Source organism: Streptomyces sp. NPDC050997 (assembly GCF_040660135.1).
Classification (GTDB): Bacteria; Actinomycetota; Actinomycetes; order Streptomycetales; family Streptomycetaceae; genus Streptomyces.
On the sequence record NZ_JBFAGK010000023.1, the window covers coordinates 13,806 to 26,692 of the forward strand.

12 protein-coding genes are annotated in these 12,887 nt (G+C 71.9%); 8 read left to right on the forward strand and 4 right to left on the reverse strand.

Going from position 1 to position 12,887, the window contains the following annotated elements; genetic code table 11:
• Positions 1-67: 67 nt before the first annotated feature.
• Positions 68-1,000 (reverse strand): Ppx/GppA phosphatase family protein, encoded by a 933-nt coding sequence (locus tag AB0H86_RS36250; RefSeq protein WP_362448939.1) that lies wholly within the window; start codon positions 998-1,000, stop codon positions 68-70.
• A 242-nt stretch (positions 1,001-1,242) separates the two neighbouring features.
• Here AB0H86_RS36250 and AB0H86_RS36255 point away from each other — a divergent pair, with 242 nt between their 5' ends.
• Positions 1,243-2,016: a hypothetical protein gene (locus AB0H86_RS36255; RefSeq protein WP_362449161.1), complete on the forward strand. Its 774-nt coding sequence runs from the start codon at positions 1,243-1,245 to the stop codon at positions 2,014-2,016.
• Between the two features lie 27 nt (positions 2,017-2,043).
• On the opposite strand, the gene AB0H86_RS36260 is transcribed toward AB0H86_RS36255, so the two are convergent.
• Positions 2,044-3,789: a hypothetical protein gene (locus AB0H86_RS36260; RefSeq protein ID WP_362448941.1), complete on the reverse strand. Its 1,746-nt coding sequence runs from the start codon at positions 3,787-3,789 to the stop codon at positions 2,044-2,046.
• A gap of 228 nt (positions 3,790-4,017) precedes the next feature.
• Between AB0H86_RS36260 and radA the strand changes: the two genes are divergently transcribed.
• Complete coding sequence (gene radA / locus AB0H86_RS36265) at positions 4,018-5,427, forward strand: DNA repair protein RadA (RefSeq protein WP_362448943.1); 1,410 nt, start codon at positions 4,018-4,020, stop codon at positions 5,425-5,427.
• Between the two features lie 81 nt (positions 5,428-5,508).
• A complete protein-coding gene (disA, locus tag AB0H86_RS36270) occupies positions 5,509-6,633 on the forward strand; it encodes a DNA integrity scanning diadenylate cyclase DisA (RefSeq protein WP_362448945.1) in 1,125 nt (374 codons plus the stop codon).
• Positions 6,634-6,766: 133 nt separating this feature from the next.
• Here disA and AB0H86_RS36275 read toward each other — a convergent pair whose 3' ends face one another.
• Positions 6,767-7,606, reverse strand: coding sequence for a hypothetical protein (locus AB0H86_RS36275; RefSeq protein ID WP_362448947.1), 840 nt, complete (start codon positions 7,604-7,606; stop codon positions 6,767-6,769).
• 463 nt (positions 7,607-8,069) lie between these two features.
• Here AB0H86_RS36275 and AB0H86_RS36280 point away from each other — a divergent pair, with 463 nt between their 5' ends.
• The 5 genes from AB0H86_RS36280 to cseC all read left to right on the forward strand — a co-directional run bounded on the left by AB0H86_RS36280 (position 8,070) and on the right by cseC (position 12,695).
• The gene (locus AB0H86_RS36280; protein WP_362448949.1) at positions 8,070-9,005 is read left to right on the forward strand and encodes an A/G-specific adenine glycosylase; all 936 of its coding nucleotides are present in this window, start codon (positions 8,070-8,072) and stop codon (positions 9,003-9,005) included.
• 222 nt (positions 9,006-9,227) lie between these two features.
• Positions 9,228-9,767 (forward strand): SigE family RNA polymerase sigma factor, encoded by a 540-nt coding sequence (locus AB0H86_RS36285; protein WP_362448951.1) that lies wholly within the window; start codon positions 9,228-9,230, stop codon positions 9,765-9,767.
• 89 nt (positions 9,768-9,856) lie between these two features.
• Positions 9,857-10,471: a hypothetical protein gene (locus AB0H86_RS36290; protein WP_362449163.1), complete on the forward strand. Its 615-nt coding sequence runs from the start codon at positions 9,857-9,859 to the stop codon at positions 10,469-10,471.
• 152 nt (positions 10,472-10,623) lie between these two features.
• Entirely contained in the window at positions 10,624-11,331 is a 708-nt protein-coding gene (gene cseB / locus AB0H86_RS36295; RefSeq protein ID WP_362448953.1) for a two-component system response regulator CseB, read from the forward strand.
• 56 nt (positions 11,332-11,387) lie between these two features.
• Positions 11,388-12,695 (forward strand): two-component system sensor histidine kinase CseC, encoded by a 1,308-nt coding sequence (cseC, locus tag AB0H86_RS36300; protein WP_362448955.1) that lies wholly within the window; start codon positions 11,388-11,390, stop codon positions 12,693-12,695.
• Between the two features lie 13 nt (positions 12,696-12,708).
• On the opposite strand, the gene AB0H86_RS36305 is transcribed toward cseC, so the two are convergent.
• Positions 12,709-12,843 (reverse strand): hypothetical protein, encoded by a 135-nt coding sequence (locus AB0H86_RS36305; protein ID WP_362448957.1) that lies wholly within the window; start codon positions 12,841-12,843, stop codon positions 12,709-12,711.
• Positions 12,844-12,887: the final 44 nt, after the last annotated feature.

Genomic DNA, 12,887 nt, shown 5'->3' on the forward strand with positions numbered 1-12,887 from the left:
GTTCCTCGTGGTTGCCCGCCACGCGGTGGGGCCGCATGTCGATACGGCCCCGCGCCCCTTCAAGGCGCTACAGCGAACCCATGTGGTCAAGTCGCCGCAGGATCACGCCCTCCCGGAGTGCCCATGGGCATATCTCCACGCTCTCCACGCCCAACAGGTCCATCGCGCCCTCGGCGACCAGGGCGCCCGCGAGGAGCTGGTTGGCGCGGCCCTCCGAGACGCCGGGGAGTTCGGCGCGCTGGGCGGCGGTCATGCCGGCCAGCCGTGGCACCCACGCCTCCAGGGACTCTCGCTTGAGGTCACGCTGGACGTAGAGGCCCTCGGTGGAGCGGGCCGCGCCGGCGAGGCGGGCGAGTTGCTTGAAGGTCTTGGACGTGGCGACCACGTGGTCGGGGGTGCCGAAGCGGGTGAACTCGCCGACCGTGCGTGCGATCTGGGCGCGGACATGGCGCCGCAGGGCCCTGATCTCCTCGGGGTCCGGGAGGTCGTCGGGGAGCCAGCCCGCGGTGAGGCGGCCCGCGCCGAGCGGCAGCGACACCGCGGCGTCCGGATCCTCGTCGATGCCGTACGCGACCTCGAGGGAGCCGCCGCCGATGTCCAGGACCAGCAGTTTTCCGGCCGACCAGCCGAACCAGCGGCGGGCGGCGAGGAAGGTGAGCCGGGCCTCCTCGGCGCCGGTGAGGACCTGGAGGTCGACACCGGTCTCGGTCTGCACGCGCGCGAGGACGTCGTCCGCGTTGCTGGCCTCGCGCACGGCGGAGGTGGCGAACGGCAGCAGGTCCTCGACGCCCTTGTCCTCGGCGGCCTGGAGCGCCTCCTTGATGACTCCGACGAGTTTGTCGACGCCCTCGGGACCGATGGCCCCGTCCTCGTCGAGGAGTTGGGCAAGGCGCAGCTCCGCCTTGTGCGAGTGTGCGGGCAACGGGCACGCCCCTGGGTGCGCATCCACCACCAGCAGATGCACCGTGTTCGATCCCACGTCGAGGACACCGAGTCTCATGTACGGAACGCTACTGCCCGCGAAGCCCTGGGCTGCGCCCGGAGCCGTCATCACCGCCCTCACCGTTCTCGAAGCCGTTTTCGAAGCCGTTCTCGAAGCCGTCCACACTGCTGTCTCTGGACCGGCCGCGGGCGACTTACCCTGGACGGGTGCCAAAGACGAAAAAGGCGAAGAGCGACAAGACGGCCAAAACGCCCCAGGGTTCTTCGCAGGCGAAAGCACCGAAGAAGTCGAAGAAGGCCCTGGAAGCCGACGAGAAGGGCCTCGACTTCGCGCGCGCGTGGGTGGAGTTCCCTGATCCAGCGGACGAAGAGCAGGTTTTCCGGTGCGATCTGACATGGCTGACCTCTCGCTGGAACTGCATCTTCGGCAGCGGCTGCCAGGGCATCCAGGCCGGCCGTGCGGACGACGGGTGCTGCAGCTTGGGTGCCCACTTCTCCGACGAGGACGACGAGAAGCGGGTCGCCGGGCATGTGGCCAGGCTCACTCCGGACATCTGGCAGCACCACGACGAGGGCGTGGCGCAGGGCTGGGTCTCGGAGGACGAGGACGGCGACCGGCAGACCCGGCCGTTCGAGGGCTCGTGCATCTTCCAGAACCGGCCCGGTTTCGCGGGCGGCGCGGGCTGCTCGCTGCACATCCTCGCCCTGAAGGAGGGCCGCGAGCCGCTGGAGACCAAGCCGGACGTCTGCTGGCAGCTGCCGGTGCGGCGGACGTACGACTGGATCGACCGGCCCGACGACACGCGGGTGCTCCAGGTGTCGATCGGTGAGTACGACCGGCGCGGCTGGGGTCCGGGCGGACACGACCTGCACTGGTGGTGCACGTCTGCGACCTCGGCGCACGGCGCGGGCGACCCGGTGTACGTGTCCTATCGGCCGGAGCTGATCGAGCTGATGGGCAAGGCGGGCTACGACCGGCTGGTCGAGCTGTGCGAGGAGCGGCTGGCCTCGCAGCTGCCGTTGCTGGCACCGCATCCGGCGGATCCCGCAGGTCCGGCAAATCCTGTCGGCTGACATGTCCCGAGGCCTGTCGTGGCGGGCCTACGACATGGACGGACTCGGGTCGCCGCCCTCGCCGGGCGGTGGCATCGAGCCCCCCGGGTCGGACGGGTCCGGGCCGGGCGGGGTCGGCTCCGGGCCGGAGGACGGGGGCGGGTCGGTGGGGGTGGGGTCGGCGGAGGGCGGAGTCGTCGGGTCCGGGCCTGGGTCGGGCGGCGGCGGTGTGGGGGCGCCGGGGCCGGGGCCGTGGTGGCCATGACCGTGACCGGGGTCGGTGGGTTCGGGGGCGGAGGGGCTGGGCGCGGTGCCGTAGCCCTCGATGGAGACGATGGCGCCGACCGGTGAGATCGCCACCCGCGCGCTCCAGTGCCCGGACGGCTCGCGCAGATGGTCGACGTACACCTTGATCGTCAACGATTCGCCCGGTTCGAGCGTTCCCGAGGACTGGCTGAGGTAGAGCCAGGCCGCCGCGGTGGTCGCGGACCAGTGCACGCGTGCGGAGCCGGTCGCCGTGAGCTTGACCAGTGTGGTGTCGCCGCTGTTGCCGGCCGCCACCTCCAGGTGCCCGGTGCCCTTCCGGCCGACGCCGGCGACGCTGAGGACCTCCACGGAGACGTCGGGCTCGCCGTCCTTGGTGAAGCGGCCGCCGGGCCTGGTGCTGGCGTTGCCGGCGTTCGCGTAGCCGCCACTGGCGGTCTCGCCGTCGAGGGTGCCGGGGCCGTGCGCCTCGCTGGCGCTGGCGGAACCGCCGCCCGGGCCCTCGTCGGCCGGGGTGCCCCGGTAGGCGGCCCACAGGGCCAGGACGGGGGCGGCGACGACCGTGGCGACGACGGTCGTGGTGACGGCACGCGCGCGGAGCCGGTCCCGGCGCGCGGCACGGTCCTTGGGGGCCATCGGGAAGCCGCGCCGGTCGAAGCGGGGCGCGGTGCCCCGCGCGCGTGGGAGGTGCGCCATCGCCCCGTGCAGGGCCGCGCGGGGCGCCGGGAGGATCGGCAGTTCGGCGGGGGTGACGACGGCGCCGGGCCAGCGGCCGGGGGTCGCGCGCTCGGCGGTGCGGCGGCAGTGCGGGCAGTCGTCGACGTGCCGGACGAGTTCGCGGCGCAGGGCGGTGCTGAGCACCAGCTGGTTGTCGCCGGTGAGCCGGGCGACGCTCGGACAGTCACCGGTCTCCACGACGGCCAGGGCCGCGCGCGTGCGCTCGACCTCGCAGGCGGCGGAGGCGAGCAGCTCGCGGGCCGCGGCGGGGTTCAGGCCGAGGACGGCGGCGAGTTCGTGGGCGGCGAGGTGGTGGCGCACGGCGAGTTCGAGCGCCTCGCGCTGCTCCGGGGTGGTGCCGGCGGCCTCCGGCCAGGCGAGCAGGGCCAGTTCGCGCCTTCGCTCCTCCTGGAGGTCGTCGGAGACCGGCTCGGTGGCGGGCTGCGCGCTCCGGCGCCGGTCGGTGCCGGAGCGGCCCGCCGCGTGCGTGCTCTGACGTTTCTGCTTGGCCTCGGCCAGTTTGCGCAGACAGGCCCAGCGGGCCAGCGCGTACAGCCAGGCCCTGAGGTCCCCGGCGGCGTCCGGGCCACGGCGCTTCTCGGCGAGCGCGACGACGTCGCCGAGGGCGGCGGTCGCGGCGTCGTGGTCGCACAGCACGGACAGGCAGTAGGTGAACAGGCCGTCCAGGTACGGCTCGTAGCGCGCGAGCGGCCACTGCGCCAGCGTGCGCGCCGCCGCGCGGTCGCGCGCCTCCCGGTGCGCCCGGTGTGCGCCGGTGATGCGGGTCGAGGTCTCCGGAATGCTGCTCATCACCCGTGGACCGTAGGGGGCACACGTTCGTCCCTTCTTGTCCCTTGAGTTCTTTTAATCCATACGGGTGAAACGATCCCTCAATAGGGGACACGAACGGCTCCGTCCGTGGCTTGTTCACGATGCGGGTGGCCGGATCGCGCGGGGTGACAGTGAGGCGGGGCCGGGCGGTCCGAGGCACGTCACCCGGGCCCCGTCCGTGCTGTCAGTGGTGGCGGTTACGGTTCGTGCATGGCTGCCCGCACGAAGTCCACCAAGGAGCGCCCGTCCTACCGCTGCACGGAGTGCGGCTGGCAGACGGCCAAGTGGCTCGGCCGCTGCCCCGAGTGCCAGGCCTGGGGGACGGTCGAGGAGTACGGCGCGCCCGCCGTGCGGACGACGACACCGGGCCGCGTCACCACCTCCGCGGTGCCCATCGGCCAGGTCGACGGCCGGCAGGCGACCGCCCGCTCCACCGGCGTGCCCGAACTGGACCGGGTGCTCGGCGGTGGCCTGGTCCCCGGCGCCGTGGCCCTGCTCGCGGGCGAGCCCGGCGTCGGCAAGTCCACCCTGCTCCTGGACGTGGCGGCCAAGTCGGCGAGCGAGGAGCACCGCACGCTCTATGTGACCGGCGAGGAGTCGGCGAGCCAGGTCCGGCTGCGCGCCGACCGGATCGGTGCGATCGACGACCACCTGTATCTCGCCGCCGAGACCGATCTGTCCGCCGTGCTGGGACACTTGGACGCGGTGAAGCCGTCCCTGCTGATCGTCGACTCGGTGCAGACGGTGGCCTCCCCGGAGATCGACGGCGCCCCCGGCGGCATGGCGCAGGTGCGGGAGGTCGCGGGTGCGCTGATCCGGGCCTCCAAGGAGCGCGGGATGGCGACTCTCCTGGTGGGCCATGTCACCAAGGACGGTGCCATCGCCGGTCCCCGCCTGCTGGAACACCTCGTGGACGTCGTACTGAGCTTCGAGGGCGACCGGCACGCCCGCCTGCGTCTCGTACGAGGAGTCAAGAACCGCTACGGCGCCACGGACGAGGTCGGCTGCTTCGAGCTGCACGACGAGGGCATCGTCGGCCTCGCCGACCCCAGCGGCCTGTTCCTGACCCGGCGTGCCGAAGCGGTGCCCGGCACCTGCCTCACCGTCACCCTGGAGGGCCGCCGCCCCCTGGTCGCCGAGGTCCAGGCGCTCACCGTCGACTCGCAGATCCCCTCGCCCCGGCGCACGACGTCCGGGCTGGAGACCTCCCGGGTGTCGATGATGCTCGCCGTCCTGGAGCAGCGCGGCCGGATCAGCGCCCTGGGCAAGAGGGATATCTACTCCGCGACAGTCGGCGGTGTGAAGTTGTCGGAGCCCGCCGCGGACCTCGCCATCGCCCTCGCCCTGGCGTCGGCGGCCAGCGACGCCCCCCTGCCCAAGAACCTCGTCGCGATCGGCGAAGTAGGCCTCGCGGGCGAGGTCAGACGGGTCACGGGAGTGCAGCGCCGGCTCGCCGAAGCACACCGTCTCGGCTTCACGCACGCGCTCGTACCGAGCGACCCGGGCAAGGTCCCGCCGGGCATGAAGGTGCTGGAAGTCGCGGACATAGGGGACGCCCTGAGAGTCCTTCCACGCTCGCGTCGGCGAGAGGCCCCACGGGACGACGAGGACCGCCGGTAGACTTTGCCCTGGTCTCGCCCGTCCGTACGAACAGCTTGTGCGAAAGGGGAAGGCCTAAGAACCTGCGACCGGAGGAGTGCAGTGGCAGCCAACGACCGGGCAGCAGCTCCCGGAAAGTCCGGCGGGAGTTCCGGTGCCGATGGCATGATGCGTGCCTCACTGAGCGCCGTGGCTCCCGGTACACCCCTGCGCGACGGCCTTGAGCGGGTCCTGCGCGGCAACACCGGCGGCCTCATCCTGCTCGGCTCCGACAAGATCGTCGAATCGATGTGTACGGGCGGTTTCGTCCTGGATGTCGAGTTCACCGCGACGCGACTGCGGGAGCTGTGCAAGCTCGACGGCGGCATCGTGCTGTCCTCCGACCTGTCGAAGATCCTTCGGGCGGGTGTCCAACTGCTCCCCGACCCGACGATCCCCACCGAGGAGACGGGCACGCGGCACCGCACCGCGGACCGGGTGAGCAAGCAGGTCGGCTTCCCGGTCGTCTCGGTCTCCCAGTCGATGCGGCTGATCGCCTTGTACGTCCACGGTCAGCGCCGGGTCCTGGAGGACTCGGCGGCGATCCTGTCCCGCGCCAACCAGGCGCTGGCGACCCTGGAGCGCTACAAGCTCCGCCTCGACGAGGTCGCGGGCACGCTGTCCGCGCTGGAGATCGAGGATCTGGTGACCGTCCGGGACGTCTCGGCCGTGGCCCAGCGCCTGGAGATGGTCCGCCGTATCGCCACCGAGATCGCCGAGTACGTGGTGGAGCTCGGCACGGACGGGCGGCTGCTGGCATTGCAGCTGGACGAGTTGATCGCCGGCGTGGAGCCCGAGCGTGAGCTGGTCGTCCGGGACTACGTCCCCGAGCCGACCGCGAAGCGCTCCCGCACGGTCGAGGAGGCGCTGTACGAGCTCGACGCGCTCACCCACGCCGAACTGCTCGAACTACCCACGGTGGCACGGGCGTTGGGCTACACCGGCTCACCGGAGGCGCTGGACTCGGCGGTGTCCCCGCGGGGCTTCCGGCTGCTGGCGAAGGTGCCCAGGCTGCCGGGCGCGATCATCGACCGGCTGGTGGAGCACTTCGGCGGCCTGCAGAAGCTGCTGGCCGCGAGCGTGGACGACCTGCAGACCGTGGACGGCGTCGGCGAGGCGCGGGCACGGAGCGTGCGGGAGGGGCTTTCCCGGCTGGCGGAGTCGTCGATCCTGGAGCGCTACGTCTAGGGCGTGCCCCTCAGGCTCTGAGGCACGCGGCGAACACGTTCGCCGGCATGCCTCAGACGTTCGCCACTACGCCTCAAGCGTCGTCGGCGCGCCTCAGTCATCTCCGACGCGCCTCAGACTTCTCCGGCACGCCTCAGTCGTTCTCCAGCACGAACGACGTCTGGACGGTCCCGAAGCCGGGGGTCTTCGCCTCCACCAGGTACGTCCCGGCCCCGGCCGACCCCTTCGGCGGAGTCGCGCACTCGGGAGCGCTGGGCTTGCGGTCCCACTTCACCGTGTAGGTGATGCTGCTGTCGGCCGGCACCCGGAACACCAGGTTTCCGGAGGGCTTCGGGCAGTCCGCCGAGGACCAGTAGTCGTCCTCGCCGGCCGCCTGAGTGATCGTCAACACCGCGTTCTTCGGGCCGAGATCGACCTTGCAGTCACCGCCGGACGAGTTCGTCGCGGTGAGCAGCAGGGCGGGCGTGGCACCGGGCCCGTACGTGTTGTGGAGGCTGCGCACGGTCAACTTCATGGCGCTGGCGGCGCAGTTGGGAAGCGTGGAACTCGCCGGGAGCGCGTCGCCGGTGCCGACGCTGCCGCCCGAACCGCCACCGGCCGTCCCGCCGCCCGAACCTTCCGAGCCGTTCGACCCGCCGGAGCCACCCGAACCGGACCCGGCGTCCGAACCCGAACCGTCACCCGAACCGTCACCGGACCCCGAGCCGCTGGAGTCCCCGCCGCTCGACTCCTCCCGCCCGCCGGGCGCTTGGCTGATCGCGGGCCCGGAACCCGTCGGCCCGGGAGTGATCGTCGAGGGTGAGGGATTCTTGTCGTTGGACCCGTCGGCACCGTTGTTGCCGCCTCCGCCGCCCGACATGACGATCCAGGCGACCAGCAGCGCCAACAGGGCCATCACGGACACCAGTACGACCCTCCGTCGCCAGTAGATGGAGGAGGGAAGCGGCCCGACCGGATTGCGCAGAGATCCCACGGCGCAAACTGTACGAGAGATCGGCGCGTGCGCTGGTCCCACCCGCCGCCGTGGATCACAACTTTTCCGGATCATCATCCCGGAACCAACCGTCCCGCCCTCGTCCGTCGTCAAGAGCGGCACGTGACGATCGCGAACTGTGACGACACCCCTCGATCGATCACGGTCTGTGACCAGGGGCTGCGCGATGCGTCGGGTCGGCCGGTGACCTGACGGCGCCGAACCCGCACTGGCCCCGCGCGAGCACCCGGTAACCGGTCCCCCAGCCCGGCCATGACCCCACAACCTCCCCGCGGACCCACCGGATTCGGCCGACCGGCCGCCCCACCACCCCGTCGGCCGGCCGACCTCGCCGACAGGCCGACGGACGCCCCCTCACACTCCCCCGGCTCCGGAACACACCAGCGCGCGCCCCCCGGGGAACACACGTGCGCGCCCTTCGTCATGGCAGGATCGGAAGGCCATGACTGTGCCCACGAAGTCCCCGCACCCCGTGAACAGCCCCGTCGGCGACGCCCTCGGCGAGCCGCTCCACACCCCCGTCATCGACTGGTTCGACGAGCACGCCCGCGATCTCCCGTGGCGGCGCCCCGAGGCCGGCCCGTGGGGGGTGATGGTGAGCGAGTTCATGTTGCAGCAGACGCCGGTGAACCGCGTCCTGCCCGTCTACGAGCAGTGGCTGGCCCGCTGGCCGCGCCCCGCCGACCTGGCCGAGGACGCGCCGGGCGAGGCCGTGCGCGCCTGGGGCCGGCTCGGCTACCCGCGCCGCGCCCTGCGGCTGCACGGCGCCGCCGTCGCCATAACGGAACGGCACGGCGGTGACGTACCGACGGACCACGCCCAGCTGCTGGCGCTGCCCGGCATCGGCGAGTACACGGCCGCCGCCGTCGCCTCCTTCGCCTACGGGCAGCGGCACGCGGTACTGGACACCAACGTCCGCCGGGTCTTCGCCCGGGCCGTGACCGGCGTGCGATACCCGCCGAACGCCACCACCGCCGCCGAACGCAAGCTGGCCCGCTCGCTGTTGCCCGAGGACGAGAGGACGGCCGCGCGCTGGGCAGCCGCGTCCATGGAGCTGGGCGCACTCGTCTGCACCGCCAAGAACGAGAGCTGCCCCCGCTGCCCGATCGCCGCACAGTGCGCCTGGCGGCTCGCCGGCAAGCCGGAGCACGAGGGTCCGCCGCGCCGGGGTCAGACGTACGCCGGTACGGACCGGCAGGTCCGCGGCAGGCTGCTCGCCGTACTGCGCGACGCGCGCGGGCCCGTCCCGCAGCCGGCCCTGGACCGGGTGTGGCATGAGCCGGTGCAGCGCGCCCGGGCACTGGACGGTCTGGTCTCGGACGGTCTGGTGGAACCCCTCCCGGGTGGTTTGTATCGACTGCCGTTGACACGAAGCTGATGCCAAATCCCCCTATATCAACGCCAATTGGTGTGCCGTCTTACCCCGTCCCTACTTCTGTTACACAACCGACGGACAGCCGAGTGCTAGCCGCGCGCTGCTTCGCACAGCCCCGTGACAACAACTCCGTAGCTTCAGTTGCGTACCCGGCGGACCCGGGACGACGAAGGACGGACCGACGGTGAACAAGCCGGCGGACACGGGGATCAGGAGGCGGTCGACATGGCGCAGGGCGAGGTGCTCGAGTTCGAGGAGTACGTCCGCACCCGGCAGGACGCGCTGCTGCGCAGCGCACGCCGGCTGGTCCCGGACCCGGTCGACGCGCAGGACCTGCTCCAGACGGCGCTGGTGCGGACGTACGGCCGCTGGGACGGGATCGCGGACAAGCGGCTCGCGGACGCCTACCTGCGCCGGGTGATGATCAACACCCGCACCGAGTGGTGGCGGGCGCGGAAGCTGGAGGAGGTGCCGACCGAGCAGCTCCCGGACGCCTCGGTCGACGACGCCACCGAGCAGCACGCGGACCGCGCCCTGCTGATGGACATCATGAAGGTCCTCGCCCCCAAGCAGCGCAGCGTGGTCGTGCTGCGACACTGGGAGCAGATGTCCACGGAGGAGACGGCCGCCGCACTCGGCATGTCGGCCGGAACGGTCAAGAGCACGCTGCACCGGGCGCTCGCCCGGCTCCGCGAGGAGCTGGAGAGTCGCGATCTGGACGCACGCGCGCTGGAGCGTGAGGAGCGGGAGCGTTGCGCGGCCTAGGCACGAGGGCCAGCGGCACCGGGCACACGGGCGGGGATCCCGACGACGGCGACCCCCGCCCGCCGGGGCCCACACCCGCCCGGGGGGCTTTGCAGGCGGCGATCACGGCGGTGGCCGTGCTCGCCGCCCTCGCCCTTTGCGTGTCCGCGTGCGGCACCGGCGGCACCGGCGCACGCGACGAGGGCCCGGCGCACGCCGACACGGTGACGGGCGCCAAAGCCTCTCCGTCGCCCTCGCCGTCCCCTGCGCGGACGACCGACCGCGCGGACGCCGTCCGGCTCGTCAAGGCCGATCCGGCGGTCTCCGCGGAGGTCAAGCGCGAGCTGAAGCCGTGCGTGGCCGACCAGTACCCGGTGGACGTGTCGTACGGCGACCTGACCGGAGGTTCGGTGGACGACGTCGTCGTCAACGTGCTGACCTGCGGGGACGCGGTCGGGATCGGCTCGTATGTGTATCGCGAGCAGGACGGTTCGTACCAGAACGTCTTCAAGGCCGAGGAGCCGCCGGTCTACGCGGAGATCGACCGCGGCGATCTGGTGGTGACCAAGCAGGTGTACGAGAGGGGCGACCCGGTGTCGGCTCCGTCGGGCGAGACCGTGATCACATACCACTGGAGCGGAAGCCGCTTCGCCCAGACGTACAGCTCGCGCAACGACTACGGAAAGACGTCCGAGGACAGCCCCACACCGGCGACGGCCGACTGACCCGGCTGCCCCGGGCCGATCCGGCTGACCCGGCTGACGACTCCTTGACGACGGACATGAAGATGGATCCATGACGGCGTGAACCGACCGGGCCCGCCGATCCGATCACCGCGTGACGGCACGACACGAGGACCGAGAACAGAGAGCGACGGATGGCAGACCAGACCCACGTTCTGTTCGTCGAGGACGACGACGTCATCCGCGAGGCCACCCAGCTCGCCCTGGAGCGGAACGGTTTCGCGGTCACCGCCATGCCCGACGGGTTGTCGGGCCTTGACGCGTTCCGCGCGGACCGCCCCGACATCGCCCTGCTGGACGTCATGGTGCCCGGGCTCGACGGGGTGAGCCTGTGCCGCCGTATCCGGGACGAGTCGACCGTCCCGGTGATCATGCTGTCGGCGCGTGCCGACTCCATCGACGTCGTACTGGGGTTGGAGGCGGGCGCCGACGACTATGTCACCAAGCCATTCGACGGCGCGGTCCTGGTCGCCCGGATCCGCGCCGTGCTGCGCCGCTTCGGACACGCCGGCGGTGGCGACCGTACGGACGAGTCCGGGGCCCTGGCGGCCGGCGGTGGCCTGCTGGCCTTCGGTGAGCTGGAGGTCGACACCGAGGGCATGGAGGTGCGCCGGGCCGGGCAGCCGGTGGCGCTGACGCCGACCGAGATGCGGCTGCTCCTCGAGTTCTCCACCGCGCCGGGCACGGTGCTCTCGCGCGACAAGCTCCTGGAGCGGGTGTGGGACTACGGCTGGGGTGGTGACACCCGGGTCGTGGACGTCCATGTGCAGCGGCTGCGCACGAAGATAGGCCAGGACCGGATCGAGACGGTCCGCGGTTTCGGCTACAAGTTGAAGGCCTGAGCAGGGGTATCAGAGATATGCGGGGGAGGAACCTTCGGCGACCGGGCACAGCTGTCATGGACAGACTGGGCCTGCGTACGGGCCTGCGCTGGAAGCTGAGCGCGGCCATCGCGCTGGTCGGTGCGCTGGTGGCGATCGCACTGAGTCTCGTCGTGCACAACGCGGCGCGTGTGTCGATGCTGGACAACGCGCGTGACCTGGCCGACGAGCGCGTCCAGATCGCCCAGCGCAACTACGAGCTGTCCGACCGGCCGAACTTCCCCAGCATCAAGATCGACGACCCGGGTCTGCCCGGGGAGCTGCGGGCGAAGGTCGAGCAGGGGCGCCGGGCGACCTATGTGTCGGACCGGCCGGGCGGGGTGCCGGACATCTGGGCGGCCGTACCGGTCAAGGGCGGGCATGTGCTGTCCCTGCACACCGGGTTCACCGACCGCAGCACCGACATCCTCAAGGACCTCGACCAGGCCTTGGTGATCGGCTCCATCGCGGTCGTCTTCGGCGGCAGCGCGCTCGGCGTACTCATCGGCGGGCAGCTCTCGCGCCGGCTGCGCAAGGCGGCGGCCGCGGCGAACCAGGTCGCCAACGGCGAGGCGGACGTGCGGGTGCGGGACGCCATCGGCGGGGTCGTACGGGACGAGACCGACGATCTCGCGAGGGCGGTGGACGCCATGGCGGACGCGTTGCAGCAGCGGCTGGAGGCGGAGCGCCGGGTCACCGCCGACATCGCGCACGAGCTGCGCACCCCGGTGACCGGACTGCTGACCGCCGCCGAACTGCTGCCCCCGGGCCGCCCGACGGAGCTGGTCCTCGACCGGGCGAAGGCCATGCGCACCCTCGTCGAGGACGTCCTGGAGGTCGCCCGCCTCGACGGCGCCTCCGAACGGGCCGAGCTGCAGGACATCCTGCTGGGCGAGTTCATCAGCCGACGGGTGGTGGCGAAGGACCCCGCGATCGAGGTGCGGGTGGTGCACGAGTCGGAGGTCACCACCGACCCGCGCCGCCTGGAGCGCGTGCTGTTCAACCTGCTCGCCAACGCGGCCCGGCACGGCAGACCGCCGATCGAGGTCACCGTCGAGGGCCGGGTGATCCGGGTCCGCGACCACGGCCCCGGGTTCCCCGAGCACCTGCTCGCCGAGGGGCCGAGCCGCTTCCGCACGGGCAGCACCGACCGCTCCGGCCGCGGCCACGGGCTGGGCCTGACCATCGCGGACGGGCAGGCCAGGGTGCTGGGGGCCCGGCTGACCTTCCGCAACGTACGACCGGTGGGCGCGCCCGAGGACGTACCGGCGGAGGGGGCGGTGGCCGTGCTGTGGCTGCCGGAACACGCGCCGACGAACACGGGCAGCTATCCGATGCTGCCGTAGTTTCTCCAGCGGCTCAGCGGTCGAGGTCCTTCGAGTAGTCGAGCTGCTTGCCGCGGCGGCTCGGCGGGTGCGGGTTGCCGGTTGCCGGTTGCCGTTGTCGTCGCGGGCGATCGCCTCGATGCCGTACGGCCACTTCTGCGGCCTGCATGAACTCCTGCGGCCTGGATGAATTCGACGCCGCGCGCCTCGAAG

Excerpts from the sequence above, each read along its gene's own strand:
- AB0H86_RS36250 (WP_362448939.1), bottom strand. The coding sequence starts at position 1,000 with ATGAGACTCGGTGTCCTCGACGTGGGATCGAACACGGTGCATCTGCTG.
- radA (WP_362448943.1), top strand. The coding sequence starts at position 4,018 with ATGGCTGCCCGCACGAAGTCCACCAAGGAGCGCCCGTCCTACCGCTGC.
- AB0H86_RS36280 (WP_362448949.1), top strand. The coding sequence starts at position 8,070 with ATGACTGTGCCCACGAAGTCCCCGCACCCCGTGAACAGCCCCGTCGGC.
- AB0H86_RS36285 (WP_362448951.1), top strand. The coding sequence starts at position 9,228 with ATGGCGCAGGGCGAGGTGCTCGAGTTCGAGGAGTACGTCCGCACCCGG.
- cseB (WP_362448953.1), top strand. The coding sequence starts at position 10,624 with ATGGCAGACCAGACCCACGTTCTGTTCGTCGAGGACGACGACGTCATC.
- cseC (WP_362448955.1), top strand. The coding sequence starts at position 11,388 with ATGGACAGACTGGGCCTGCGTACGGGCCTGCGCTGGAAGCTGAGCGCG.
- AB0H86_RS36305 (WP_362448957.1), bottom strand. The coding sequence starts at position 12,843 with ATGCAGGCCGCAGAAGTGGCCGTACGGCATCGAGGCGATCGCCCGCGA.